The sequence below is a fragment of the Streptomyces sp. NPDC028711 genome (assembly GCF_055565415.1).
Map to the genome: position 1 here is coordinate 208,307 of NZ_JBVHUJ010000014.1, position 24,805 is coordinate 233,111.

The 24,805-nt window shown below is 73.2% G+C and carries 26 protein-coding genes; 18 read left to right on the top strand and 8 right to left on the bottom strand.

Going from position 1 to position 24,805, the window contains the following annotated elements; translation table 11 throughout:
* Window positions 1-38: 38 nt before the first annotated feature.
* From ACZ4VK_RS33725 to ACZ4VK_RS33735, 3 genes are read right to left on the bottom strand one after another with little or no spacing between them, the layout of a single operon-like run.
* Entirely contained in the window at window positions 39-575 is a 537-nt protein-coding gene (locus ACZ4VK_RS33725; RefSeq protein ID WP_468360735.1) for a nuclear transport factor 2 family protein, read from the bottom strand.
* Window positions 572-1,432: a dihydropteroate synthase gene (gene folP / locus ACZ4VK_RS33730; protein ID WP_468360738.1), complete on the bottom strand. Its 861-nt coding sequence runs from the start codon at window positions 1,430-1,432 to the stop codon at window positions 572-574. The genes ACZ4VK_RS33725 and folP overlap by 4 nt, the downstream gene beginning before the upstream one ends.
* Window positions 1,433-1,460: 28 nt before the next feature.
* Window positions 1,461-3,302 (bottom strand): phosphatidylglycerol lysyltransferase domain-containing protein, encoded by a 1,842-nt coding sequence (locus tag ACZ4VK_RS33735; protein WP_468360742.1) that lies wholly within the window; start codon window positions 3,300-3,302, stop codon window positions 1,461-1,463.
* A gap of 165 nt (window positions 3,303-3,467) precedes the next feature.
* Between ACZ4VK_RS33735 and ACZ4VK_RS33740 the strand changes: the two genes are divergently transcribed.
* A complete protein-coding gene (locus ACZ4VK_RS33740) occupies window positions 3,468-4,580 on the top strand; it encodes an alpha/beta hydrolase (protein WP_468360745.1) in 1,113 nt (370 codons plus the stop codon).
* Between the two features lie 3 nt (window positions 4,581-4,583).
* Here ACZ4VK_RS33740 and ACZ4VK_RS33745 read toward each other — a convergent pair whose 3' ends face one another.
* Window positions 4,584-5,570 carry an ABC transporter ATP-binding protein gene (locus ACZ4VK_RS33745; protein ID WP_468360748.1) on the bottom strand — a complete coding sequence of 329 codons (987 nt, stop codon included), beginning with the start codon at window positions 5,568-5,570 and terminating at the stop codon, window positions 4,584-4,586.
* 154 nt (window positions 5,571-5,724) lie between these two features.
* On the opposite strand from ACZ4VK_RS33745, the gene ACZ4VK_RS33750 reads away from it, so the two are divergent.
* The 5 genes from ACZ4VK_RS33750 to ACZ4VK_RS33770 all read left to right on the top strand — a co-directional run bounded on the left by ACZ4VK_RS33750 (window position 5,725) and on the right by ACZ4VK_RS33770 (window position 9,880).
* Window positions 5,725-6,411 carry an ABC transporter permease gene (locus tag ACZ4VK_RS33750; protein ID WP_468360751.1) on the top strand — a complete coding sequence of 229 codons (687 nt, stop codon included), beginning with the start codon at window positions 5,725-5,727 and terminating at the stop codon, window positions 6,409-6,411.
* Complete coding sequence (locus ACZ4VK_RS33755; RefSeq protein WP_468360754.1) at window positions 6,404-7,090, top strand: ABC transporter permease; 687 nt, start codon at window positions 6,404-6,406, stop codon at window positions 7,088-7,090. Before ACZ4VK_RS33750 ends, ACZ4VK_RS33755 begins: the two co-directional genes overlap by 8 nt.
* A 48-nt stretch (window positions 7,091-7,138) precedes the next feature.
* The gene (locus tag ACZ4VK_RS33760) at window positions 7,139-8,125 is read left to right on the top strand and encodes an ABC transporter substrate-binding protein (protein ID WP_468360757.1); all 987 of its coding nucleotides are present in this window, start codon (window positions 7,139-7,141) and stop codon (window positions 8,123-8,125) included.
* Window positions 8,126-8,255: 130 nt separating this feature from the next.
* Complete coding sequence (locus ACZ4VK_RS33765) at window positions 8,256-9,395, top strand: hypothetical protein (protein ID WP_468360760.1); 1,140 nt, start codon at window positions 8,256-8,258, stop codon at window positions 9,393-9,395.
* Window positions 9,392-9,880, top strand: a complete 489-nt coding sequence (locus ACZ4VK_RS33770) for a GNAT family N-acetyltransferase (RefSeq protein ID WP_468360763.1) — start codon at window positions 9,392-9,394, stop codon at window positions 9,878-9,880. The genes ACZ4VK_RS33765 and ACZ4VK_RS33770 overlap by 4 nt, the downstream gene beginning before the upstream one ends.
* Before the next feature lie 18 nt (window positions 9,881-9,898).
* Here the strand turns inward: ACZ4VK_RS33770 and ACZ4VK_RS33775 are convergent, their stop codons facing one another.
* Together ACZ4VK_RS33775 and ACZ4VK_RS33780 are read right to left on the bottom strand one after the other, a co-directional pair.
* On the bottom strand, window positions 9,899-11,041 hold the full coding sequence (locus ACZ4VK_RS33775; protein ID WP_468360766.1) for an NADH-quinone oxidoreductase subunit D: 1,143 nt from the start codon (window positions 11,039-11,041) through the stop codon (window positions 9,899-9,901).
* Window positions 11,042-11,132: 91 nt separating this feature from the next.
* Window positions 11,133-12,209, bottom strand: coding sequence for an SAM-dependent methyltransferase (locus ACZ4VK_RS33780; protein ID WP_468360769.1), 1,077 nt, complete (start codon window positions 12,207-12,209; stop codon window positions 11,133-11,135).
* Between the two features lie 108 nt (window positions 12,210-12,317).
* Between ACZ4VK_RS33780 and ACZ4VK_RS33785 the strand changes: the two genes are divergently transcribed.
* Both ACZ4VK_RS33785 and ACZ4VK_RS33790 read left to right on the top strand, forming a co-directional pair.
* Window positions 12,318-13,520: a sensor histidine kinase gene (locus ACZ4VK_RS33785; protein WP_468360772.1), complete on the top strand. Its 1,203-nt coding sequence runs from the start codon at window positions 12,318-12,320 to the stop codon at window positions 13,518-13,520.
* Between the two features lie 38 nt (window positions 13,521-13,558).
* On the top strand, window positions 13,559-14,230 hold the full coding sequence (locus ACZ4VK_RS33790; protein WP_468360775.1) for a response regulator transcription factor: 672 nt from the start codon (window positions 13,559-13,561) through the stop codon (window positions 14,228-14,230).
* Window positions 14,231-14,319: 89 nt separating this feature from the next.
* On the opposite strand, the gene ACZ4VK_RS33795 is transcribed toward ACZ4VK_RS33790, so the two are convergent.
* Window positions 14,320-15,402: a DUF5937 family protein gene (locus tag ACZ4VK_RS33795; RefSeq protein WP_468360907.1), complete on the bottom strand. Its 1,083-nt coding sequence runs from the start codon at window positions 15,400-15,402 to the stop codon at window positions 14,320-14,322.
* A 106-nt stretch (window positions 15,403-15,508) separates the two neighbouring features.
* On the opposite strand from ACZ4VK_RS33795, the gene ACZ4VK_RS33800 reads away from it, so the two are divergent.
* Window positions 15,509-15,718 (top strand): hypothetical protein, encoded by a 210-nt coding sequence (locus tag ACZ4VK_RS33800; RefSeq protein ID WP_468360778.1) that lies wholly within the window; start codon window positions 15,509-15,511, stop codon window positions 15,716-15,718.
* A gap of 59 nt (window positions 15,719-15,777) precedes the next feature.
* Here ACZ4VK_RS33800 and ACZ4VK_RS33805 read toward each other — a convergent pair whose 3' ends face one another.
* Window positions 15,778-16,935 carry a threonine aldolase family protein gene (locus ACZ4VK_RS33805; protein WP_468360780.1) on the bottom strand — a complete coding sequence of 386 codons (1,158 nt, stop codon included), beginning with the start codon at window positions 16,933-16,935 and terminating at the stop codon, window positions 15,778-15,780.
* A gap of 125 nt (window positions 16,936-17,060) precedes the next feature.
* On the opposite strand from ACZ4VK_RS33805, the gene ACZ4VK_RS33810 reads away from it, so the two are divergent.
* The 9 genes from ACZ4VK_RS33810 to ACZ4VK_RS33850 all read left to right on the top strand — a co-directional run bounded on the left by ACZ4VK_RS33810 (window position 17,061) and on the right by ACZ4VK_RS33850 (window position 24,626).
* Window positions 17,061-18,020 (top strand): Rossmann-like and DUF2520 domain-containing protein, encoded by a 960-nt coding sequence (locus ACZ4VK_RS33810; protein WP_468360783.1) that lies wholly within the window; start codon window positions 17,061-17,063, stop codon window positions 18,018-18,020.
* Window positions 18,017-19,087, top strand: a complete 1,071-nt coding sequence (gene panC / locus ACZ4VK_RS33815) for a pantoate--beta-alanine ligase (protein ID WP_468360786.1) — start codon at window positions 18,017-18,019, stop codon at window positions 19,085-19,087. The genes ACZ4VK_RS33810 and panC overlap by 4 nt, the downstream gene beginning before the upstream one ends.
* Window positions 19,084-20,781, top strand: coding sequence for an L-aspartate oxidase (locus ACZ4VK_RS33820; protein WP_468360789.1), 1,698 nt, complete (start codon window positions 19,084-19,086; stop codon window positions 20,779-20,781). Before panC ends, ACZ4VK_RS33820 begins: the two co-directional genes overlap by 4 nt.
* The gene (gene nadC / locus ACZ4VK_RS33825; RefSeq protein ID WP_468360792.1) at window positions 20,778-21,797 is read left to right on the top strand and encodes a carboxylating nicotinate-nucleotide diphosphorylase; all 1,020 of its coding nucleotides are present in this window, start codon (window positions 20,778-20,780) and stop codon (window positions 21,795-21,797) included. Before ACZ4VK_RS33820 ends, nadC begins: the two co-directional genes overlap by 4 nt.
* A complete protein-coding gene (locus ACZ4VK_RS33830) occupies window positions 21,797-22,603 on the top strand; it encodes a type III pantothenate kinase (RefSeq protein ID WP_030219841.1) in 807 nt (268 codons plus the stop codon). The genes nadC and ACZ4VK_RS33830 overlap by 1 nt, the downstream gene beginning before the upstream one ends.
* Window positions 22,604-22,750: 147 nt before the next feature.
* Window positions 22,751-23,323, top strand: a complete 573-nt coding sequence (locus ACZ4VK_RS33835; RefSeq protein ID WP_468360910.1) for a hypothetical protein — start codon at window positions 22,751-22,753, stop codon at window positions 23,321-23,323.
* Between the two features lie 14 nt (window positions 23,324-23,337).
* Window positions 23,338-23,517 carry a hypothetical protein gene (locus ACZ4VK_RS33840; protein ID WP_468360795.1) on the top strand — a complete coding sequence of 60 codons (180 nt, stop codon included), beginning with the start codon at window positions 23,338-23,340 and terminating at the stop codon, window positions 23,515-23,517.
* Window positions 23,518-23,651: 134 nt separating this feature from the next.
* Window positions 23,652-24,071 (top strand): BlaI/MecI/CopY family transcriptional regulator, encoded by a 420-nt coding sequence (locus ACZ4VK_RS33845; protein WP_468360798.1) that lies wholly within the window; start codon window positions 23,652-23,654, stop codon window positions 24,069-24,071.
* Between the two features lie 9 nt (window positions 24,072-24,080).
* On the top strand, window positions 24,081-24,626 hold the full coding sequence (locus ACZ4VK_RS33850) for an amino-acid N-acetyltransferase (RefSeq protein WP_073810891.1): 546 nt from the start codon (window positions 24,081-24,083) through the stop codon (window positions 24,624-24,626).
* The last annotated feature ends 179 nt before the right edge of the window (window positions 24,627-24,805 follow it).

Genomic DNA, 24,805 nt, shown 5'->3' on the forward strand with positions numbered 1-24,805 from the left:
GCACCGACAGCGCTTGCCCGTGGGGGGCGCGGGCGGGGTCAGGACGGCGGTTCGGCGTCGTCCGCGCCGGGCTCGCCGTCCTCGGTTCCCTCGGTCTCCGCCAGGACGGGAGAGGCGTGGTGGGACCAGATCCTCCAGCCGTCCGGTGTGTGACGGAACACATTGGTGGCGACGACGAGCTGGCCGACGAGCGGGCCGAGCGCGGCGCCGTCCTCGGCGGGGCCGCCGCTGAGGATGTTCTCGGTGCAGGTGACGACGGCGGTGCCGCCGGCGAGGGAGATCTTCAGGTCGGTGAGGAAGAACTGGATGTACTCGGTGTTCGCCATGATCAGCGCGTACGAGCGGAGCACCTCGCCCCGGCCGGTGAGGACGGGCCAGCCGGGGTGGACGCAGGTGATGGGGGTGGCGCCGTCGTCGAGCCAGAGGTCGGCGACGCCTTCGAAGTCGCCGGTCTCCATGGCCTCGTAGAAGGCGGTGTTGGCGGCTTCGACGGCCCTCTCGTCGGCGCCGCGGGTGCCCCGGGGCTCGTCGTCGTGCCCGCTCTCCCCGTCCTCCGTCCAGTCCTCCCGGTTCATGCGGCTCCCTCGACGGCCCGGGCGACCCGTACGGCGTCGGCGGTGGCCCTGACCTCGTGGACGCGGACGGCCCACGCGCCCGCGTGGGCGGCGAGGGCGGAGACGGCCGCGGTGGCGGCGTCGCGTTCACGGGCCGGCGGTGGGGCGGCGCCCTCGCGGGCGAGGACATGGCCGAGGAAGCGCTTGCGGGAGGCGGCGACCAGGAGGGGGCGGCCGAGGGCGCGGAGCTCGGGGAGGTGGGCGACGAGGGCGAGGTCGTGCGGAGCGAGCTTGGCGAAGCCGAGGCCGGGGTCGACGACGATGCGCTCGGGGTCGATGCCGCCGTCGACGACGGCTTCCAGGCGGGCGCGGAGTTCGCCGACGACCTCGGTGACGACGTCGTCGTACACGGCGAGGCTGTTCATGTTCTGGCTGAATCCGCGCCAGTGCATGACGACGAAGGGGACCTCGGCGGCGGCGACGGCGGGGACCATTCCGGGGTCGGCGAGGCCGCCGCTGACGTCGTTGACGAGGACGGCGCCCGCTTCGACGGCGCGGGCGGCGACGCCGGCGCGCATGGTGTCGACGGAGACGGTGACGCCTTCGGCGGCGAGGCCGCGGACGACGGGGACGACGCGGCGGAGCTCCTCCTCCTCGTCGACGCGGCTGGCGCCGGGCCGGGTGGACTCGCCGCCGACGTCGACGAGGTCGGCGCCCTCGGCGACGAGTTCGATGCCGTGCTTGACGGCGGCCGTGGTGTCGAACCAGCGGCCGCCGTCGGAGAAGGAGTCGGGCGTCACGTTGACCACGCCCATGACCGCGCAGCGGTCCCACTCGGGCAGGCCCCGGGCGGTGCCCCGGTCGATCGTCGTACTCATGTGTCCAGCGTAGGGCCCGGGGGTGAGATCAGGCCGCGCGGACCTCGCGTTCGGCGGGGGCGGGGACGATGTGGGCGCAGGGCCGGGGGGCCGGGGCGGGGCGCCTGCGGGTGAAGGGCCGGGGCAGGGAGAGGTTCACGAAGCCTTCGGCCTGCATGGCGGCGAAGCCGATGCGGGGGAGGTCGCGGCTGGTGCGGTAGACGACGAAGCGGGGTTCCCAGCGTGGCCGGAACTTGGCGTTGAACTTGTACAGCGACTCGATCTGGAACCAGCGGGAGAGGAAGACGAGGAGTCCGCGCCAGACGCGCAGGACGGGTCCGGCGCCGATCTTCTCGCCGCGGGCGAGGGCGGAGCGGAACATGGCGAAGTTCAGGGACACGCGCGCGATGCCGAGGCCGGGGGAGGCCTGGAGGGCGGCGACGATGAGGAGCTCGTTCATGCCGGGGTCGGCGGAGCGGTCGCGGCGCATGAGTTCGAGGGACATGCCGTCGGGGCCCCACGGGACGAAGTGGATGATCGCCTTCAGGTCGCCGTAGGGGGAGGCGGAGCCGTCCTCGTCGGTCTTGTGGGCGGTCGCTATGACGGCGTCGCCGTCGCCGGGGGCGCCGATGCGGCCGAGGGCCATGGAGAAGCCGCGCTCGGTGTCGGTGCCGCGCCAGTCGGCGGCGGCGCGGCGGACCCGTTCGAGTTCGGCGTCGTCGAGGTCACGGACGCGGCGGACCCGGGTGGTGTAGCCGTTGCGCTCGATGCGCTTGACCATCTGGCGGACGTTGCGCATGGCCCGTCCGGAGAGGGAGAAATCCGCGACGTCGACGACCGCCTCGTCGCCGAGTTCGAGGGCGTCGAGGCCCGTCTCGCGGGTCCAGACCTGGCCGCCGGTCTCGGAGCAGCCCATGACGGCGGGGGTCCAGGAGTGGGCCTTGGCCTCGTCCATGAAGCGTTCGATGGCGCCGGGCCAGGCCTCGACGTCGCCGATGGGGTCGCCGCTGGCGAGCATGACGCCCGAGACGACGCGGTAGCAGACGGCGGCCTTGCCGCTGGGCGAGAAGACGACGCCCTTGTCGCGGCGGAGGGCGAAGTGGCCGAGGGAGTCACGGCCGCCGTGCTGGTCGAGGAGGGCGCGCAGCCGGGTCTCGTCGTCGTCGGTGAGGCGGGCGGCGGGGTGTTCGGGGCGGAAGGCCAGGTAGATGGTGGTGAGGGCGGTGAGCATGCCGAGGGCGCCGAGGGAGTAGCCGACGGTCCAGTCCACGCCGTTGCTGTAGCCGACGGGGCCCTCGACGCCGAAGAGTCCGTAGAGGACGTGTTCGAGGCGGTCCGAGAGGCTGGGGCTGCCGATGACGCGGCGCGGGTGGGCGCTGACGATGACGAGGCCGAGGGCGATGGATCCGCCGCCCATGACGACGAAGTTGGCGAGTGCGCGCCAGCGGCTCCGCGGGTCGGGGAGGGCGGCGAACTCGGCCCGGTGGCGGAGGAGGAGGGCGAGGAGTACGAGGGAGAGGAGGGCGCCGAGGACGGAGTGGCGCCAGACGAACTGGGCGGCGGCGCCGAGGGGCAGGAGGACGACGGCGGCGCGCCAGGCACGGCGTTTGTGCCGCTTGAGGCCGTGGGCGAGGAGCAGGAGGAGGACGCCGGCGCTGAGGGAGAGGGCGGCGGAGAGGGGGCCGAGGGTGCCGGGGAGCACCTCGGCCATGGCGTGCATGCGGCTGGCGCGGAAGCGGGGGAAGACGCCGGCGGCGATGTCGATGAGGCCGATGAGGGTGCAGGCCGTGCCGACGATCGCGGGCACCTTCTCGGGCCGGGGGCCGCGGAGAATCCGGCGTACCCGGACCGGAACCATTCCTGATTTGTCCCCATCTAGCGTGACAGACATGGCTTCCCGTACTTCCCGTGGTCCAGCGAGGGGTCTTTGACTCCGGTCCGGCCCTGCGGCGCGTTCGGCGGGCTGTTCCGGCTGGTGCGCCTTCTAGGACGGAGCCGCGCGGAGTCGGGTTCATTCGGTCACAGGAAATTCTCGGAAAGAAGGCTCGGTCGCCCCATGGGTCTCACCAGCAACAAAGTCCTCGTGGTCGCGGTCGTGCTGGCCGTGGCGCTGTTCCTCGGCACGGTCTGGTTGTGGCCGCGGCTCGCGCGTCGTGGCTGGCGGGCGTACGTGGGACGGGTGGGGCTGCTTCTCGCGACCCAGGTGGCGCTGTTCGCCGCGGTGGGTCTGGCGGCGAACCGGTCGTTCCTCTTCTACGGCTCGTGGGCCGATCTGTTCGGGCAGGAGCAGGACATGGGCGTGGTCGTCGACCACGCGGCCGGTTCGAAGGACCTGCGGGTGGTGGGCAGGCAGGGTCTCGACGTGCCGGGCGGCGGGCGTCCCGCGACCGCCGGCCAGATACAGAAGGTCGTGGTGGCGGGAGAGCGGTCGGGGATCGTCTCGCCGGCCTATGTGTACCTGCCGCCGGAGTACTTCCAGGAGCGGTACGCGAAGCGCACCTTCCCGGCCTCGGTGGTGCTCACGGGGTATCCGGGGACCGCGGAGAACCTCATCAAGGGGTTGAAGTACCCGAAGACGGCGTACCTCCAGGCGAAGGAGGGGCGGATGCAGCCGATGATCCTGGTGATGCTGCGGCCGACGGTGGCGCCCCCGCGGGACACCGAGTGCGTGGACGTGCCCGGGGGACCGCAGACGGAGACCTTCTTCGCGGAGGACCTGCCGAAGGCGGTCTCGGAGACGTACCGGGTGGGGACGAAGGCCCGGAACTGGGGGTTCATGGGGAACTCCACGGGCGGGTACTGCGCGCTGAAGATCGCCCTGCACCACCCGGACCGGTTCGCGGCGGGGGCCGGGTTCTCCGCGTACTACCGCGCGGCGGAGGACGTGACGACGGGGGACCTCTTCCACGGCGACGACCGGCTGCGGAAGCGGGGCGACCTGCTGTGGAGCCTGGACCACATGCGGCAGGGCGACTCGTCGTTCCTGGTGACGACGTCGAAGCGGGGGGAGGGCAACCTGCGGGGCACGCTGGACTTCATCAAGAAGGTGAAGAGCCCGGCGCGGGTCTCGTCGATCACGCTGGAGAGCGGCGGCCACAACTTCAACACGTGGAACAGGGAGATCCCGCCGGGCATGGTCTGGATGGGCGGCAAGCTCAGCGCGACCTGAGGGCTACTCCACCGTGGCCCGGCGCAGGGCGCGGTGGACGCCCGCCGGGGTGAGGACGCCGAGCGGGCGGCCGTCGGCGCCGGTGACGGTGAGCCGGCCGGTGTCGTGCTGGAGGAGCACGGCGAGGGCGTCCTTGAGGGAGGTCCCGAGGGGTACCCGGGCGTCGCCCTGGGTGCCCTCGGGGCTTCCGGCGTACCGCTCGGTGCCTTCTGTCCAGGAGTCGAGGTCGGCCTCGGTGACGGGGGTGACGGCGAGCCGCTTGAGGCTCCGGTCGCTGCCGACGAAGTCCGCGACGTACGGGGTGGCGGGGGCGCCGAGGACGGTGGCGGGGGTGTCGAACTGCTCGATGCGGCCCTGCCCGTAGACGGCCATGCGGTCGCCCATGCGGACGGCCTCCTCGATGTCGTGGGTGACGAGGAGGACGGTCTTGCGGACCGTGGCCTGAAGGGCGAGGAACTCGTTCTGGAGGCGCTCGCGGACGACGGGGTCGACGGCGCCGAAGGGCTCGTCCATGAGGAGGACGGGCGGATCGGCGGCGAGGGCGCGGGCGACGCCGACGCGCTGGCGCTGGCCGCCGGAGAGCTGGGCGGGGTAGCGGGAGCCGTAGACGGCCGGGTCGAGGCCGACGAGATCGAGGAGTTCGGCCGCACGCGCGCGTGCCGCCGCCTTCTTCCAGCCGAGGAGGGCCGGGACGGTCGCGGTGTTGTCGAGGACCGTGCGGTGGGGGAAGAGCCCGACCTGCTGGATGACGTAACCGATCTTGCGGCGCAGGGCGACGGGGTCGACGCCCGAGATGTCCGCGCCGCCGACGAGGACGCGGCCGGAGGTCGGTTCGACGAGCCGGTTCACCATCATCATCGTGGTCGTCTTGCCGCAGCCGGACGGCCCGACGAGGGTGACGAGTTCACCCTCGGCGACCTCGAAGGAGAGGTCGTCGACGGCGGTGGTGCCGTCCGCGTACCGCTTGGTCACGTGCTCGAACCGGATCATGGTTCCCCATTCTGTCCCCTGGGTGCCGGGGGTGTGTGAAGGGCGTGTTGCCGCATTGTGGCGGGTCTCGGGGATTGTCGGTGGCGGGGGTTAGGGTCGTCAGACATGCGTTCGGGAAGATCGACGGCATCGACGGCCCCGGGGGGAGGGACGGATGAGCGCACCGAACTGTCTGGTCACGAACGACTGGATCTGCGGCGAATATCTGCGCACGCGCGCCGGTGAGTTGACGGACGCCACGCTCCAGCACGTGGGAATCACGGTCGTGTCCGTGGTGATCGCGCTCGCCGTCGCGGTGCCGCTCGCGCTCCTCGTCCGCGCCAGGCCCCGGTTCGCGGGACCGGTCCTCGGCCTGACCACCCTGCTCTACACGGTGCCGTCGCTCGCCATGTTCTCGCTGCTGCTGCCCTTCTTCGGCCTGTCGGCGGCGCTCGTGGTGACCGGCCTCGTGCTGTACGCGCTGACGATCCTCGTGCGGAACACGCTCGCGGGCCTCGCCGCGGTGCCCGCCGAGACGCGGGAGGCCGCCCGGGGCATGGGGTACGGCTCACTGCGGCTGCTCTGGCAGGTCGAACTGCCCCTCGCGCTCCCGGTCCTGATGGCCGGAATAAGGATGGCGACGGTCTCCACGATCGCGCTGACGACGATCGGTTCGGTCGTCGGGCGCGGCGGCCTCGGCAACCTCATCGAGGAGGCGCTGCCCACCTTCTTCAAGGCGCAGATGCTCGCCGCCTCGGTGCTGTGCGTGGTGCTCGCCGTCACCGCCGACCTGTTGCTCCTGGGACTCCAGCGGCTGCTCACGCCCTGGACCCGGATACGGACCGCGCCGGGAGGTGGGTGAGACGGGCATCGTGACGGAGGCCTGGGGCTGGCTCACCACCGGCGCGCACTGGACGGGCGAGGAGGGCATCGGGCAGCGGCTCGCCGAGCACGCGTACGTGAGCGGGGCGGCGCTGCTGATCGCCGCGGCGCTCGCGCTGCCGCTCGGGCTCTGGCTCGGTCATCTCGGCCGGGGCGGGGCGCTCGCGGTGAACGTGTCGAACGTGGGGCGGGCGATCCCCGTCTTCGCGGTCCTGGCCCTGTTCATGGTGTCGCCCCTGCGGAACGCCGGGTATGTGCCGACGGTCGTGGCTCTCGTGCTCTTCGCGATACCGCCGCTCCTCACCAACGCGTACGTGGGGGTGCGGGAGGTGGACCGGGCCGCGGTGCGGGCGGCCAGAGGCATGGGGATGACGGGCGGTCAGCTCTTCCGCCGCGTCGAACTCCCGCTCGCCCGGCCGGTGGTGATGACGGGCGTGCGCTCGGCCGCGGTGCAGGTGGTCGCCACGGCGACCGTCGCGGCGATGGTCGGGCAGGGAGGCCTCGGCCGGATCATCACGGCCGGCTTCGCCACGTACGACACCGCGCAGGTCGTCGCGGGCGCGGTGCTCGTGGCCCTGCTCGCCCTCCTGGTGGAGGGCGTCCTCGTGGGCGCGGACCGTCTTTTCGAACGACGCGAACGACGCGAACGACGCGAATGAAATGAACGACGCGAACGACGTGAACGATCGACCGAACGCTGACTGGAGATGGGTGATCTCGTGAACAGGGTCTCGCGTATCGCGGGCGCGGTACTGGGTACGGCGGCGCTGACCGTCGCGCTCGCCGCGTGCGGCGGTGACAGCCTGGAGCAGGGCAAGGAGAAGGGCCAGGGGAAGGGCTCGGGGGAGAAGGGTTCGCTGGTGGTCGGCGCGGCGGCCTTCACCGAGGCCAAGGTCCTCGCCGAGCTGTACGCCCAGACGCTGCGGGACGCCGGATACTCCGTGTCCGTCACCACGGTGAAGAACCGCGAGCTGTACGAACCGTCCCTCGAGAAGGGCGAGATCGACGTCCTCCCGGAATACGCGGCGACGATGGCGGAATTCCTCAACGCGAAGGTGAACGGGCCGAAGGCGCCCGAGGAGAAGCCGGTCGCCTCCGGTGACGCGGCGGCCACCGTCGAGGCGCTGCGGAAGCTCGCCGAACCGCGTGGTCTGAAGGTGCTCGCGGTCGGTGAGGCGGTCGATCAGAACGCGTTCGCGGTGACCAAGGAATTCGCCGAGAAGAACAAGCTGAGGACGCTTTCCGATCTCGGCCGCGCGAAGCTGAAGGTGAAGATCGCCGCCGGTGACGAATGCGCGGTACGGCCCTTCTGCGCGCCGGGTCTGAAGAAGACGTACGGGATCGACGTGACCGGGATCGACCCCAAGGGGGTCGGCACCCCGCAGGCCAAGCAGGCGGTCAAGGACGGGGTGGACCAGCTGGTCCTGACGACCACCACGGACGCCACCCTCGACAGTTACGGCCTCGTCTTCCTCGACGACGACAAGAAGCTGCAGAACGCCGACAACGTCCTGCCCGTGGTCAACGCGAAGGACGCGGGTTCCCCCGAGATAGCCGCCGCACTCGACAAGATCACCAAGGTGCTGACCACAGCGGATCTCGCCGAACTCAACCGCAAGGTGGACGCCGAGCGGGCGAAGCCGGAGGACGTCGCCAAGGAGTATCTGACGGCGAAGGGGCTGCTCGACAAGTAGTTCCCGGGTGAGGGGAGTCGGCCCGAAGCGGAACCGGAACGGTGGATATCCACTTCTGACGGCGAGAAGTGGCCAAGAGATTACCGGGCCGACGCCCCACACGACGCCTACGCACGGTAAATTTCAGGCCATGCCACGTGGACGCCACCGCCATTCCCCGCCTCTGCACAAGCTGCTGCCGCCCTCCGCGGTCGCCGGCGCCGCGGTCGTGTGCGCCGCGGCCTCCTGGCTGCCCGGCGACCTCGTGGTCGTGCGGCTGCTCGCCGCGGCGGCGGCGGCCGCCGCCGTCACCGGTGCCGTCCTCATGCGCAGTTGGGACCGGGGCGCCGGTCTGAAGGTCGCCGAGCTCGACCGGGCCCGCACCGCCGACCAGTGGAAGGCCGAGGAGCGGACCGCCGAGCTGGAGTCCGACCTGGAGGAGTCCCGCGCGCTGCGCGCCCGGCTCGACGCCAAGCTCCGCTCCAAGCGCGTGGAGCTCGCCGCCCTTCGCGGGGAGCACGCCGACCTGCTCCGGCGGTACGCCACCGCGGAGACCGAGCGGGCCAGCGCCCTGGAGGGCCGACGCGTCCTCGCCCTGGAGACCACCGGCACGGCCGACGGCACGGGGTCCGGCACGGCCGCCGCCAAGGCGCTGACCGCCGGCGGCTCCTCTCCCACCCCCGAGGCCTTCCGCCGCGCGGCCCAGGCGCTCCGCGACCTCCCGCGCAACGCCGCCGCGCAGCAGGCCCGCCGCACCGCCGAGGCGGCCCGCGCCCGCGACCTCGCCGAGCGGGCCCGTGAGACGGAGGAACCGCAGGGGAAGCACGCGGCGGCCGCCGGAACCGAGCACACCCGCCCGGCCGCCCCCGCCCTCGCGCTGCCGCCGGCCGCGCCGGTCCCGCCCGCGTCCACGAGGGTGCCGGCCGTCCCGACCGCCGCCGCGATCGTCCCGTACGCGGCCCGCAGGCCCGTCCCGCGCCCCGAGGGCGGCTTCGACTTCTTCGGTACGCAGAAGGCGGCGGAGGCCATCGAGGCCGTGCAGAACACGGACCTCGCCGACGTCGTGGGCGAGGAGGTCCTCGAAGAGGCCCTGGCCGCCCGGACCGCGCTCGGTGCCTCGCTCCTCACCCCGGTCGCGCCCGGCACGTCGGCCGGCACGCCCGCGGGGAACCCGCTCGCCCCCCGCCTCACGGCCCCCGGCCAGGCGATCGGCCAGGTCATCGACCTGACCGCGCACGACGAGACCGAGCAGCTCGACGTCGCCGAACTGCGGGGAGCGGTGAACTCGTGACGTACCGCCTCACCGACCTCCCGGTCGGCGAGGGCATCCGCCGCCGCGACGAACTGCTGGCCCTGTGCGCCCAGGCGTTCTGCGGCGCTCCCTGGCACGAGCCGCCGCTCAGCGCCGTACGGACCGTGGACAGGCTGCTCGACGCGGCCGCGCGGAAGGACGCGTTCACCGGGGTGATCGCGCTCGCCCCGGACGACACCCTCCTCGGCTTCGCGGCCGGATGGAACGACACGGCCCTGTCCGGCGGCGCCCCGGTCTTCGAGCTCGCCGAACTCGCCGTCGCCCCGGCCCACCAGGGCCAGGGCATCGGCAAGCACCTCCACGACGCGCTGCTCGTGGTCGGGACGCCCGGGCCCGCGCTCCTGATGACCCTCGACGTACCGGAACTGACGGACCGGTACGCGCGCTGGGGCTGGAGCACCGTCGACCGGCGGACGCCCGGCACGGAGGAGCGGGAGTACGCCGTGATGCGCTGGGGGCCCTGAGCCCCCGCCGCGCGCCGGCTACTTGTCGATGTCGCCGACGACGAAGAACAGCGAACCCAGGATCGCCACCATGTCGGCGACGAGCGTCCCCGGCAGCAGCTCCACGAGCGCCTGGATGTTGTTGAACGAGGCCGAGCGCAGCTTCAGCCGGTACGGGGTCTTCTCGCCCTTGGACACCAGGTAGTAGCCGTTGACGCCGAGCGGGTTCTCGGTCCACGCGTACGTGTGGCCCTCCGGCGCCTTGAGCACCTTCGGAAGCCGCTGGTTGATCGGCCCCGGCGGCAGCTCCGCCATCCGGTCAAGACAGGCGTCCGCCAGGTCCAGGGAGTTGTGCGTCTGCTCAAGGAGGCACTCGAACCGGGCCAGGCAGTCGCCCTCCTCGCGCACCGCGACCCGCAGCGTGTCCTGGAGCTCCCCGTACGCCAGGTACGGCTCGTCGCGGCGCAGGTCGAAGTCGACGCCCGAGGCGCGCGCGATGGGCCCCGACACCCCGTACGCGTGGACCGCGGCCGGGGTCAGCACGCCGACCCCCCGGGTACGGCCCCGGAAGATCTCGTTGCCGAGGACCAGCCGGTCGTACACGTCCATCCGCGACCGCACGTCCGCGACGGCCTGCCGTGCCCGCCCGAGCCAGCCCGCGGGCAGGTCCTCCTTGAGGCCGCCGACCCGGTTGAACATGTAGTGCATGCGGCCGCCGGAGACCTCCTCCATCACCGCCTGGAGCTCCTCCCGCTCCCGGAAGGCGTGGAAGACCGGGGTGATCCCGCCCAGTTCGAGGGGGTACGAGCCGAGGAACATCAGGTGGTTGAGGACCCGGTTCAGCTCGGCGAGGAGCGTACGGGTCCACACCGCGCGCTCCGGGACCTCCATGCCCAGCATCCGCTCGACGGCCATGACCACGCCGAGCTCGTTGGAGAAGGCGGAGAGCCAGTCGTGACGGTTGGCCAGCATGATGATCTGCCGGTAGTCCCGCGCCTCGAAGAGCTTCTCCGCACCGCGGTGCATGTAGCCGATGACCGGCTCGGCCTGCCGGACGACCTCGCCGTCGAGCACGAGCCGGAGCCGGAGCACGCCATGGGTCGAGGGATGCTGCGGCCCGATGTTCAGCACCATGTCGGTGCTCTCCGCCGCCCCGCCGATACCGACCGTCGTCTCCGTCATGCGGCCAGTATCTCCCGGGGGCGGGTGGCGGTGCCCTCGCGGTCCGTGCGGGCAACTGTCCGGCGGGGGCGGGTGCACGCGGCGCGGGCCGTCAGGGGGCCGGAGGGGCCGGGACCCGTTGCGTCAGCCACAGGAAGTCGCCCAGGCCGCCCCGCGCCGTCAGTTCGGCCCCCTCGCCGGCTGAGGCGAGCGCCCGGACGTATCCGGCGGGATCCGTGGAGGCCAGCGCGAGCGGTGGCCGCGAGCCGGACACCCCGAGTCGCCGCAGCGCCTCCCGCTGCGTGACGAGCTCGGCGACCGGCAGCTCCCGCGGAGCGACTCCGCGTGTGTCCCGTGCCGCGAGCGGCAGCTCCCGCGGGGCGACTCCGCACGCGTCCCGTGCCGCGACCGGCAGCTCCCGCGGAGCGACTCCGCACGCGTCCAGTGCCACATGGGACGTCACGTCGCAGCTGCCGTCCGGGACCGGAGGGACCTCGCGGCCGCCACGGAAGCCCGTGAGGGAGCCGAAGGGCGGCCGGGTGTCCCGTACGTGCGCGTAGTCCACGGCCACCGCCCGGCCCGCCGCCAGGCAGCCGACCGCCGCCGCCCAGGCCTCGTCCCGTGGCCGGCCGATCTCGGCCCGTGTCCCCGGTTCCCGCAGGGGCCACCAGCGGGCCAGCCACTCCGCGTCCGGGCCGGTGACGGGCGCGCCGAGCCGCTCGGCGCCGTCCGCGCGTACCTCCACGTACCGGGCCGTGCCCTCCGCGTCGGCCTCTGCGACGTCCACCGGCACGTTGTCGAGCCACTCGTTCGCGAAGACCAGCCCCCGCACGCCCCGCGGCACCCGGTCCGTCCACTCCACCCGTGGGTCGAGCCCGGCCGGGCGGGCGGCGCGCTCGACCGCGTACGCCCGTACCGACAGCGAGTCCCCGACCGACGCGAGCACCGCCGTCAGCAGCTCGCCGCGTCCCGCGCCCACGTCCACGAGGTCGACCTCGGCCGTCCCCAGCTCCTCCGCCACCTCGCCGAGGAGCCGGGCCACGGCCGCCGCGAAGAGCGGGGAGGCGTGCACCGAGGTGCGGAAGTGGCCCGCGGGGCCCTCGGGGCGCAGATAGAAGCCGCCGGGGCCGTACAGCGCCCGTTCCGTGGCCTCCCGCCACCCCTGCCACTGACACGTCTCATCCGTCACGGGGCTCAGTCTCCACCCCGTCTCCACCTCGGGGAGTACGGGCCCCGCGCCAAGGATCGACCCCACGGTTGATCCCCGCACCTCCCGCTCTTCCCTACTCTGGGTGACGTGCAGCGCCTCTACGACTTCATCCGCAGACACCCGACGGGCGTCGACACCTTCTGGGCGGTCGTCCTCCTCGGGTTCTCCCTGCTGTGGGTGGGGACGACCTACCCGGCGGTGGACCACCCCGTCGCGTACGGTCTCGTGGCCGCGCTCTTCTCCCTGGTCGTGGCCCTGCGGCGGAGAGCACCGGAGAAGATGCTGCTGCTCGCGGGCGGTCTCGGGGTCGCGCAGCTCGTCTTCGGCCTGAGGCCGTTCCTGGCCGACTTCGCCATGCTCATGATCATCTTCGCTGTCGCGGCGCACGACGGACCCCGCTGGGCGTCCCGGCTCGCGCTCATCGGCGGGCTCTGCGCCTCCCCGGTCTCGCAGCTGAGATGGCCCATAGAGGGCACCGACTCCGGGGTGGCCAAGGTCTTCTTCACGGTCATCATGACCGTGCCGTTCGCGCTCGCCTGGGTCCTCGGCGACTCGCTCCGCACCCGCCGCGCGTACTTCGCGCAGCTGGAGGAGCGGGCCTCCCGCCTTGAGCAGGAGCGCGAGGCGCAGGCCAAGGTCGCGGTCGCCGCCGAGCGCGCCCGGATCGCCCGCGAGCTGCACGACGTCGTCGCGCACAACGTGTCGGTGATGGTGGTGCAGGCAGACGGAGCGGCCTACGTCATGGACTCCTCCCCGGAGACCGCGAAGCAGGCCCTCGACACCATCTCCACCACGGGCCGGCAGGCGCTCGCCGAGATGCGCAGACTCCTCGGCATCCTGCGCACCGGCGAGCACCAGGAGGCCGGGGAGTACGTGCCCCAGCCCGACGTGCAGCAGATCGGGGACCTCGTCGAGCAGGTGCGGAGCGCCGGACTCACCGTGGACTTCGCGATCGAGGGAAGCCCGCGGCCGCTGCCCAGCGGCGTCGAGCTCACCGCGTACCGCATCGTGCAGGAAGCCCTCACGAACACGCGCAAGCACGGCGGTCCCGACGTCGGCGCCGCCGTCCGGCTGGTCTACTTCGACGACGGCCTCGGACTGCTCGTCGAGGACGACGGCCGGGGCGCGCCGCAGGAGATGTACGAGGACGGGGGAGCCGACGGCCGCGGCCACGGTCTGATCGGCATGCGGGAGCGGGTCGGCATGGTCGGCGGCACGCTGGACGCGGGCCCGCGTCCCGGCGGCGGCTTCCGGATCAGCGCCCTGCTCCCCCTCAAGCCCGCCCACTGACGACCGGCCCGCTCACCGACGACCCCCGAAGGAATCTGATGTCCATCCGCGTGATGCTTGTCGACGACCAGGTGCTGCTGCGCACCGGTTTCCGTATGGTGCTCGCCGCCCAGCCGGACATGGAGGTCGTGGCGGAGGCGGGCGACGGCGTCGAAGCCCTTGAGGTGCTGCGGTCGACGGCGGTCGACGTCGTCCTCATGGACGTGCGCATGCCCAAGCTCGACGGGGTGGAGACGACCCGGCGGATCTGCTCGCAGCCGGATGCCCCGAAGGTGCTCATCCTGACCACCTTCGACCTCGACGAGTACGCGTTCTCCGGGCTCAAGGCGGGCGCGAGCGGCTTCATGCTGAAGGACGTGCCGCCGGCCGAGCTGCTCGGCGCGATCCGCTCGGTGCACAGCGGGGACGCGGTGGTGGCCCCCTCGACCACCCGGCGGCTGCTCGACCGCTTCTCGCCGATGCTGCCGTCGTCGGGCAAGGAGCCCGAGCACAAGGAGCTGGGCCGCCTGACGGACCGGGAGCGCGAGGTGATGATGCTGGTCGCCCAGGGCCTGTCGAACGGCGAGATCGCCGCGCGGCTCGTCCTCTCGGAGGCGACGGTGAAGACCCATGTGGGCCGCATCCTCACCAAGCTGGGCCTCCGCGACCGGGTGCAGGTCGTCGTCCTCGCGTACGAGACGGGCCTGGTCCGCGCGGGCGGCAGGCCCTGAGCGGTCCGCGAGAGGGACGGACTCCGAGCGGTCCGCGCGGGCGGCAGGCCCTGAGAGTCCGCGTCGGCGCCAGGCCCTGAGGCGGCGGCTCAGCGCAGGACCGACTCCAGGAAGTCGCTGCCGAGGCGGGCGACGACGGCCACGTCGAGCTGGTGCAGGACGTACCGGCCGCGGCGCTGGGTGGTGATCAGGCCGGCCTTCTTCAGGACCGCGAGGTGCCGCGAGACCTCGGGGGCGGTGATGTTGTACGCGTCGGCCAGCTCGCTCGTCGTGCTCGAACCGCGGGCCAGACTGCGGCAGAGCCGCATCCGCATCGGGTGGGCGACGGCCTCCAGGCGCAGCCTGACCTCCTCGACGGACGCCGCGCCGCCGAGGTCGCGGTCGGGGACCGGGTACTGGATGACGGGCTGCCAGCCGGGCGTGTAGAGCGCGAAGAGGTGCGGCCAGCCGAAGGCCGTCGGCAGAAACGTCACCGCGGAGCCCTGGGCCCTGATCCGGCCCTGGACCAGCTTGTCGACGACGATCCGGGAACCCTGCGCGTCCTCCTCCAGGGTCATGGCGCCGGAGGCGGCGGCGACGGCTTCGGCGAGCCCCCTGCGGCGCATCAGCTCCGTCTTGTGGCGGGCGTCGGCGGCGAGCTGGACGTGGACGCGGCGCCAGGTGTCCGCGAAGAAGGCCTCGTCGCAGTCCTCCAGGAGCCGCCGGACCCACGCGCGCGTGCCGGGAGGGTCGGCCAGCATCCGCTCCACGAACGCGGTCTGCCGGGGCCCCCGCGCCGCGGCCAGGTCGAGGGCGCGGCGCCGCATCCGCTCGTCGACGAGCGGGGAGGGGGCGCCGTGCGTGTACTTGCTGTTGCAGGAGATCTCCAGGGCGGAGCCCACGTACTTCTCGTCGTCCATGCGGTCGAGGTCGTCCAGCTCCTCGGCCAGGGTCTCCCGGGGCCGCGGCGGCAGCAGGATGTCCGAGCGGGTGGAGTTCCACATGAAGTCGGCCTCGTGGAGCCGGTCCGCGAGCTCCGGCTTCAGCGCCGCCGCGGTCGTGGTCGTCCAGGCGTGCAGCCGGGGGTGGTGCGTGGGCTCGGCCAGGGCGTGCAGGGCGGCGCCCAGTTCCGCCAGGGGCGAGGGGCAGAAGGTGATCCGCTCGTGCGGCAGTCCGGTGATGTCGATCGTCACGCTCACCCGACCATGGTGCGGGGTGGGTCGGGGGCGCTGTCGCGCCGTTTGACGACCCCCGTCAAACCACGGGCCTGACCACACCGGCGCGGCGCACGGTGAGGGCATGAACGCGCTGCACCAGTACGTCTTCGACAGCTACCGTGCCGCCCGCCTCGGGGAACCCCCGCCTCCGCCGCCCGGCACCTACGACGTCGCCCTGCTGCGGGCCGTCCGCGACCGCCGCCGCTTCGAGCGGGTGGTGGCGGGCCGCCTCGCACGGGGTGGCATCCGCGCCGCCCTGAGCCGGTGGCGCCGCCGACGGGCCTCCACGTGAGCCGAGCCGCTGGCCGAGCCGCTGAGCCCCGGTGGCGGCCACGGTCGCCGTCCACGCGCCTACGTGAGCCGCGACAGGAAGTCCCGTACCGCCGCCCCCACATCCTCCGCCGTCCACTCCAGGCCTCGTGCCGCCACCGTCAGCTCCGTCACCGCGACCCCCGGCGGGCCGCCCGGGCCCGGGGCGGACCAGCGGCGGAAGAGGGCCGTGCCGGTGGCCTCGGTCTGGGCCAGGGCCGCCGCCGTCAGGGCCTCCGGGGCGTACGGCAGCCAGACCTGGAACTGGTGGGTGTGCGGGACCTCCGGGTGGACCCGGAACCAGCCCACGCCCGCCTCCGTGAACGCCTCCCGGACCGCGTCGGCCACCACGCGCGCGTGTGCCACGTACGAGGGCAGCCGGGGCAGCTCGACGTCCAGGCCCCGGAGCGCGGAGAGCGCCGCCGGGTACTGCTGGAAGAGCAGGCCGCCGTACCGGTGCCGCCACACCCGCGCCTCCGCCATGACCTCCTCGGGTCCGGCGAGCGCGGCGCCGGACAGGCCGCCGAGGGACTTGTAGAACGAGACGTACACGCTGTCGGCGAGCCCCGCGATCTCCGCGAGCGGACGGCCGAAACGCGTCGGGCACTCCCAGAGCCGAGCCCCGTCGAAGTGGACCACCGCGTCCCGCTCCCTGGCAGCCTCCACCACCTCGGTCAGCTCGTCCCAGGTCGGCAGCACGAAGCCGGCGTCCCGCAGCGGCAGCTCCAGCATCAGCGTCCCGAAGGGCTCCGGGTGGTCGCGCACCTCCTCGGCCGTCGGCAGCCGGGGCGCGTCGGTGAGGTGGACCGTACGGAGCCCGGACACGGCCCCGAGCGCGCCGCCCTCGTGGACCTCGGGGTGGGCGAGCGGGTGGAGGGCGACGACGGGGCTGCCGGTGCGGCCGGCCCAGCAGCGCAGCGCCACCTGCTGGGCCATCGTGCCCGTCGGGAAGAAGACGGCGGCGGGCAGGCCGAGCACCTCGGCGACGCGCCGCTCCAGCTCCTCGACCGGCCCGTCCGCGTACGTGTCCACGGGCTGGTCCGCCCGCCCGGACGCCTCCGCCCACGCGGCGAGCTCACGCAGGTGCGTGCCGACCGTGCCGTCCGCCTGGGTGTGCCACAGCGTGCGCTCGGCACCGCCCCAGACCTTCGCCCGGTAGAGCCGGGCCGCTTCCTCGTCCACAGGACTCACAGGTTCCATGGCCCGATCATCACACCGCCGCCCACACCCTGTGGACAGCCACGGAGCAGCGCGAAACGCTGGCGTAGCATGACCAGAAATCGTCCGGTACCCGCCGAGGACTGGAACGGAAGGCCGTCCCCACCGTGAACGCACCAGAAGCGCCAGAGCCCCGATCCGAGGACCGACCCGCCCGGCTCACCGTCGGAGTCGTCGGCGCCGGCCGCGTGGGCCCCGCCCTCGCCGCCTCGCTCCGGCTCGCCGGGCACCGCCCGGTCGCCGTCTCCGCCGTCTCCGACGCCTCCCGGCGCCGCGCGGCGGCCCTCCTGCCCGACGTCCCGGTCGTCGAGCCCGCCCGCGTGCTCGCCCTCGCCGACCTGGTCCTCCTCACCGTGCCGGACGACGCGCTGCCCGGTCTCGCCGAGGGCCTCGCCGAGACCGGAGCCGTACGGCCGGGACAGCTGATCGTGCACACCTCCGGGCGGTACGGGGTACGGGTGCTCGACCCCGTCCGCCGGGCCGGCGCGCTCCCGCTCGCCCTGCACCCCGCGATGACCTTCACCGGCACCGCGGTCGACGTCCAGCGGCTCGCCGGCTGTTCCTTCGGGGTGACCGCTCCCGAGCAGCTGCGGCTCGCGGCGGAGGCCCTGGTGATCGAGATGGGCGGCGAGCCCGAGTGGATCGCGGAGGAGGCCCGGCCGCTGTACCACGCGGCCCTGGCCCTCGGCGCGAACCACCTGGTCACCCTGGTGGCCCAGTCGATGGAGCTGCTCCGCACGGCCGGGGTCGCCGCCCCCGACCGGATGCTGGGACCGCTCCTCGGCGCCGCCCTCGACAACGCCCTGCGCTCCGGCGACGCGGCCCTCACGGGGCCCGTCGCGCGCGGTGACGCGGGCACGGTCGCCGCCCATGTCGCCGAGCTGCGCAAGCACGCGCCCGGCACCGTCGCCGGCTATCTGGCGATGGCCCGTACGACCGCCGACCGGGCGCTCGCGCACGGCCTGCTCAAGCCCGAGCTGGCCGAGGACCTCCTCGGGGTGCTCGCCGCCGACACCTCGACGGGCACCGCCGGAGCGGCCGACGGGCCCCAGGGAGACGACCGATGACGCTGTTCGCCCGCAAGAGCGCCGAGGGCGGCCGGACCGTCCGTCACCAGCCGGCCGAGCTCCTCCCCACGGCCGAGGAACTCGCCGACGCGGTCGCGCACCACGGCGCCCCCGGCCGCAACGCCGTGGTCATGACCATGGGCGCCCTCCACGAGGGCCACGCCACCCTGATCCGCACCGCCCGCGAGCGCGTCGGCGACAAGGGCTTCGTCGTCGTCACCGTCTTCGTCAACCCGCTCCAGTTCGGCGCGGGCGAGGACCTCGACCGGTACCCCCGCACCCTCGAAGCCGACCTGGAGCTCGCCTTCGACGCGGGAGCGAGCGCCGTCTTCGCGCCCTCCGTCGACGAGGTCTACCCCGGCGGCGAGCCCCAGGTCCGGATCACCGCGGGCCCCATGGGCGAACGCCTCGAAGGCGCCGCACGGCCCGGCCACTTCGACGGCATGCTGACCGTCGTCGCCAAGCTCCTCCACCTCACCGCGCCCGACCTGGCCTTCTTCGGCCAGAAGGACGCCCAGCAGCTTGCCCTGATCCGCCGCATGGTCCGCGACCTGAACTTCCCGGTCGAGATCGTCGGCGTCGAGACCGTCCGCGAGACCGACGGCCTCGCGCTGTCCAGCCGCAACCGCTACCTGTCGGCCGACGAGCGCCGTACCGCCCTCGCGCTGTCCCGCGCGCTCTTCGCCGCCTGCGACCGGCTCGCCGCCCAGGAGGCACTGCGCGCGCGTGCCGCGTCCCTGCCGGGCGCCCAGGGCCGGGCCGAGAACCGCGCCGAGGCGCTGTCCCGGCTCGGCGAGGCACGGGCCGCCGCCGACGCCCACGCGGTCGCGCAGGCCGTCGAGGGCGGCCGCGCCGGGGCCGTACGGGCCGCGGCCCGCTCCGTCCTCGACGAGGCGACCAGGGCCGAGCCGCCGCTGACCCTCGACTACCTGGCCCTCGTCGACCCGGCCGACTTCACCGAGGTCGCCGACGACCACGACGGGGAGGCGATCCTCGCCGTCGCCGCGCGCGTGGGGACCACGCGGCTCATCGACAACATCCCCCTGACCTTCGGAGCCGCCAAGTGACCGGAATACGGCTGCACGCGCCCGCGCCGGGCTGGGCCATCGACGCCGACGTCGTCGTGGTCGGCTCCGGTGTCGCGGGCCTCACCGCCGCCCTGCGCTGCACCGCCGCCGGGCTCCGCACGGTCGTCGTCACCAAGGCGCGCCTCGACGACGGCTCCACCCGCTGGGCCCAGGGCGGCATCGCCGCCGCGCTCGGCGAGGGCGACACCCCCGAGCAGCACCTCGACGACACGCTCGTCGCCGGCGCCGGACTCTGCGACGAGCGGGCCGTGCGCGCCCTCGTCACGGAGGGCCCCGACGCCGTCCGCCGCCTCATCGCCACCGGCGCGGACTTCGACAAGACCGCCGACGGCGAGATCGCCCTGACCCGCGAGGGCGGCCACCACCGCCGCCGGATCGCGCACGCGGGCGGGGACGCCACCGGCGCCGAGATCTCCCGCGCCCTCGTCGAGGCGATACGGGACCGGGGCGTGCGCACCATCGAGCACGCCCTCGTCCTCGACCTCCTGACGGACGCCGAGGGCCGCACGGCGGGCGTGACCCTCCACGTCATGGGCGAGGGGCAGCACGACGGCGTCGGCGCCGTCCACGCGCCCGCGGTGGTCCTCGCCACCGGCGGCATGGGCCAGGTCTTCTCCGCCACCACCAACCCGCCCGTCTCCACCGGCGACGGCGTCGCGCTCGCCCTGCGCGCCGGGGCCGAGGTCTCCGACCTGGAGTTCGTCCAGTTCCACCCCACGGTGCTCTTCCTCGGCGCGGGCTCCGAGGGCCAGCAGCCGCTGGTCTCCGAGGCGGTACGGGGCGAGGGCGCCCACCTGGTCGACGCCGACGGCGTCCGCTTCATGACCGGTCAGCACGAGCTGGCCGAGCTCGCGCCCCGCGACATCGTCGCCAAGGCGATCACGCGCCGGATGCAGGAGCAGGGCACCGAGCACATGTACCTCGACGCCCGTCACTTCGGCGCCGAGATGTGGGAGCAGCGCTTCCCGACGATCCTGGCCGCCTGCCGCGCCCACGGCATCGACCCGGTGACGGAGCCGATCCCGGTCGCCCCCGCGGCGCACTACGCCTCCGGCGGCATCCGCACGGACCTCCGGGGCCGCACCACCGTGCCCGGCCTGTACGCGTGCGGTGAGGTCGCCTGCACGGGCGTCCACGGCGCCAACCGGCTCGCCTCGAACTCGCTCCTGGAGGGCCTGGTCTTCGCCGAGCGGATCGCCGAGGACGTCGTGGCCGCCGCGCCGCGCGCGGTGGGCGCGCCGCTGCCGCCCGCGGCCCCCGTGACCCTGCCGCTGCCCGTGGCGGGCGCCCGCACCCGTATCCAGCGGACCATGACGGCCGGCGCCGGGGTGCTGCGCTCCGAGGCCAGCCTGCGGGAGGCCGCCGAGGCCCTCGACGCCCTGCACAGCGACGCCCTCGCGGGCGGCACCGACGACACCAAGGCCGCCGAGCCGGGCGTGGACTCCTGGGAGACCACCAACCTGCTGTGCGTCGCCCGGGTCCTGGTCGCCGCCGCCCGCCGCCGCGAGGAGACCCGCGGCTGCCACTGGCGCGAGGACCACCCGGACCGGGACGACACGGAGTGGCGCCGCCATCTCGTCGTACGCCTGACCCCGGAGCGGACCCTCGACGTCCGCACCACCGAGACCCCCGACCTTCCCCCCACCCTCGACGCCCCAGGGAGCCGTAAGTGAGCACGCCCGAGGAAGCCCGTCCCGAGCCCGTGGACGTCCCTCTCATCCAGATCAGCACGGTCCCCTCCGAAGAGGCCGGCGGCTGCGGCGACGACTGCGCGTGCGGCGGCGGTGAGGAGTTCGAGTGCGGCCTCGACCCCGCGCTCGCCGAACTGCTCGCCGACGCCGGCCTCGACCCCGTCCAGGTCGAGGACATCGCCCACCTCGCCATCGCCGAGGACCTCGACGGCGGGGTCGACGTGACGACCGTCGCGACCGTCCCCGAGGACGCCGTCGCCACCGCCGACTTCACCGCCCGCGAGGCCGGTGTCGTCGCAGGACTGCGGGTCGCCGAGGCCGTGCTGTCCATCGTCTGCGCGGACGCGTTCGAGGTCGAGCGGCACGTCGAGGACGGCGAGCGCGTCGAGGCCGGGGACGTGCTCCTCAGCGTCACCGCCCGCACCCGGGACCTGCTCACCGGCGAGCGCAGCGCGCTGAACATCCTGTGCCGCCTCTCCGGCATCGCCACCGCCACGCGCGCGTGGGCGGACGCCCTGGAGGGCACGAACGCCAAGGTCCGCGACACCCGCAAGACGACGCCGGGCCTGCGCGCCCTGGAGAAGTACGCGGTCCGCTGCGGCGGCGGCGTCAACCACCGCATGTCGCTCTCCGACGCGGCCCTGGTGAAGGACAACCACGTGGTGGCCGCCGGCGGCGTGGCCCAGGCCTTCAAGGCCGTGCGCGAGCTGTTCCCCGAGCTGCCGATCGAGGTCGAGGTCGACACCCTGCACCAGGTCCGCGAGGTCCTGGACGCGGGCGCCGACCTGATCCTGCTCGACAACTTCACCCCGGCCGAGACCGCGGAGGCCGTCGCCCTCGTCGCCGGCCGCGCCGTGCTTGAGTCCTCGGGCCGGCTGACCCTGGAGAACGCGGCGGCGTACGCGGCGACCGGCGTGGACTACCTGGCGGTCGGCGGACTCACCCACTCCTCCCCGATCCTCGACATCGGCCTCGACCTGCGCGAGGTGCGGGCCTGATGCTGCTCACCATCGACGTCGGCAACACGCACACGGTCCTCGGTCTCTTCGACGGTGACGAGATCGTCGAGCACTGGCGGATCTCCACGGATCCGAGCCGCACCGCCGACGAGATGGCGGTCCTGCTCCAGGGCCTCATGGGCATGCACCCGCTGCTCGGCGTCGAGCTGAGCGACGGCATCGAGGGGATCGCCATCTGCGCGACGGTCCCCTCGGTGCTGCACGAGCTGCGCGAGGTGACGCGGCGGTACTACGGGGACGTTCCGGCGGTCCTGGTGGAGCCGGGCGTCAAGACAGGCGTCCCGGTCCTCACGGACAACCCCAAGGAGGTCGGCGCGGACCGCGTGATCAACGCGGTCGCCGCCGTCGAGCTCTACGGCGGCCCGGCGATCGTCGTCGACTTCGGTACGGCGACGACGTACGACGCGATCACCGCGCGCGGCGAGTACGCGGGCGGGGCCATCGCGCCGGGCATCGAGATCTCCGTCGAGGCGCTCGGGGTCAAGGGGGCCATGCTCCGCAAGATCGAGCTGGCCAGGCCGCGCAGCGTGATCGGCAAGAACACGGTCGAGGCGATGCAGTCGGGCATCGTCTACGGCTACGCGGGCCAGGTCGACGGCGTGGTCGCCCGCATGAAGCGGGAGCTCGTCGGCCCGAACGGCGACCCGTCGGACGTGACGGTGATCGCGACGGGAGGCCTGGCACCGATGGTCCTCGCCGACTCCAAGGAGATCGACGAGCACGAGCCGTGGCTGACCCTGATCGGCCTGCGCCTGGTCTACGAGCGCAACGTCTCCCGCATGTGACGGACCTGACGGACCCGCGCGGGACGGACGGGGGCGGGGCGGCGGCCGTCGCGTCGGACCGGCGCGCCGTAATGATCGCTAAGAGGAAATTGTCCGATTAGCGCGTATCGTCGGCCCATGCCCACGCCATACGGATCCCGCGGCGGCATGGCGTTCAGCGCGGACGAGCTGCGTGTGCTCCGCCGTGCCCTCGCCGTCGCCCTCCACCCCGCCCCCCTCCAGGACGAGGACGTCCAGGACGCCCTGCGGCTCGCCGCATCCGTGGACGAGGCCGTACACGAGGCCGGCAGGCTCCGCGCCTTCCTCCTCGACGACCTGGCCCGCTACCGCGAGGCGCTGCCCGGCTCCCTCGGCGGCTATCTGGAGCTCCTCCAGGACGCGCTCGCCGCCGGGTACGACCCGGCGGCCGACGACCTCGCCGCCCTCCGCGCACTGCGCCGCAACCCCGCCGCGGCCACGCTGCTCGCCCGCTGTCAGACCCTCGCCGAGCGCTCCGTACGCGCGCGCCTGGCCCGGGTCTCCCAGGCGACCACCAGCTCGGCGCCCGTCGCCTCCAGAGCCCGGCTGCTCGCCCTGCCCGGCGGGCGCGCGGCGGGGGACGAGCCCAAGCCGACGCCACCCGCCCCGGCCGAGCGCCCGGTCCCCAAACCCTCCGAGGTGTTCCCGCCGCGCCGGAGGCCCGTACCCCCGCCCCCGCCCGAGGAACGGGTCGCGGGCTAGCTACTCTGGTCGCCATGGACTACGTATCCGCGCTCCTGCCCCCCATCGTGATGGCCGCGTTCTTCACGGCCCTCGTGGTCGTCATCGTGAAGAGCCAGGGCGGCCCGAACAAGGCCAAGGAGGACGCGGTCGTGGACGCCGCCCTCGCCCGGGCCGAGGCCACCCGCCAGGCGGACGGCACCCCCGCCTCCTGAGCTCCCGGCCCCTCCTGAGCTCGGTCCCCTGAGCGCACGGGACGTACGACCCTTCGAGGTCGTACGTCCTTTTTGTTGCGTTTTTCTTTCGCTCAATAGCCTCTTACCGGCTGTTTGCGATCTAAAGTGGCGTTGTGCCCCGTCCTTTGGGAGAGCTCGAAGACGCCGTCATGACGCGCGTCTGGCAATGGAACCGTCCGGTGACCGTCCGGGAAGTTCTGGAGGACCTTCAGCAGGAACGGTCCATCGCGTACACCACCGTCATGACCGTCATGGACAATCTCCATCAGAAGGGCTGGGTCCGCAGGGAAGTCGAAGGCCGTGCCTATCGATATACGGCGGTCTCCACCCGCGCCGCATACGCGGCGGCCCTGATGAACGAGGCATGGGCGCAGAGCGACAACCCCGCCGCGGCCCTCATCGCCTTCTTCGGCATGATGTCGCAGGACCAGCGCGAGGCCCTCAACGACGCCATCCGTATCGTCCAGCGCGATACGCCGGTCGCCGCCCCGCCCGAGGAGGGCGCCGAAGGGACCGGGGCCCAGGAGCGATAGCGTCCCCCCATGTCGCCGTCTGCTTCCCCGGCCGCCTCCGCGGCCTCCGCCAAAGCCGTCACCGTACGCAGGGCCCGCACCGGAGATGTCGCCGCGGTCCGCCGTCTCGTCGATCCGTTCGTCCGGCGCGGCATCCTGCTCGACAAGGCGACCGTCACCCTTTATGAGTCCATCCAGGAGTTCTGGGTCGCGGAACGCGACGAGGACGCCACCGTCGTCGGCTGCGGTGCCCTGCATGTGATGTGGGAAGACCTCGCCGAAGTGCGCACTCTCGCCGTCGATCCCGAGTTCAAGGGAGCCGGTGTGGGACATCAGGTGCTGGACAAGTTGTTGCACACCGCCCGATGGCTCGGGGTGCGGCGGGTATTCTGCCTGACCTTCGAAGTCGACTTCTTCGCGAAGCACGGCTTCGTCGAGATCGGCGAGACCCCGGTCGACGGAGATGTCTACAGCGAGCTCCTGCGTTCCTATGACGAGGGAGTCGCGGAGTTCCTCGGTCTCGAACGAGTGAAGCCGAACACCTTGGGCAACAGTCGGATGCTTCTGCACCTGTGACGGGGAACCTGCCCGAACCCCACACGGAACACCGGTGGAACCCTCCGTGGAACCCCGTCCTGAGCCCCGCACGGAACCCTATGTCCGAATCGCGCACGTTTCCCGCGTTGCCGGGCTTCTGAACCTCTGCCAGGGGTTTGTGTTTTTCCGGGAAAAGCGGTTTCCTTTCCGCGTACTGC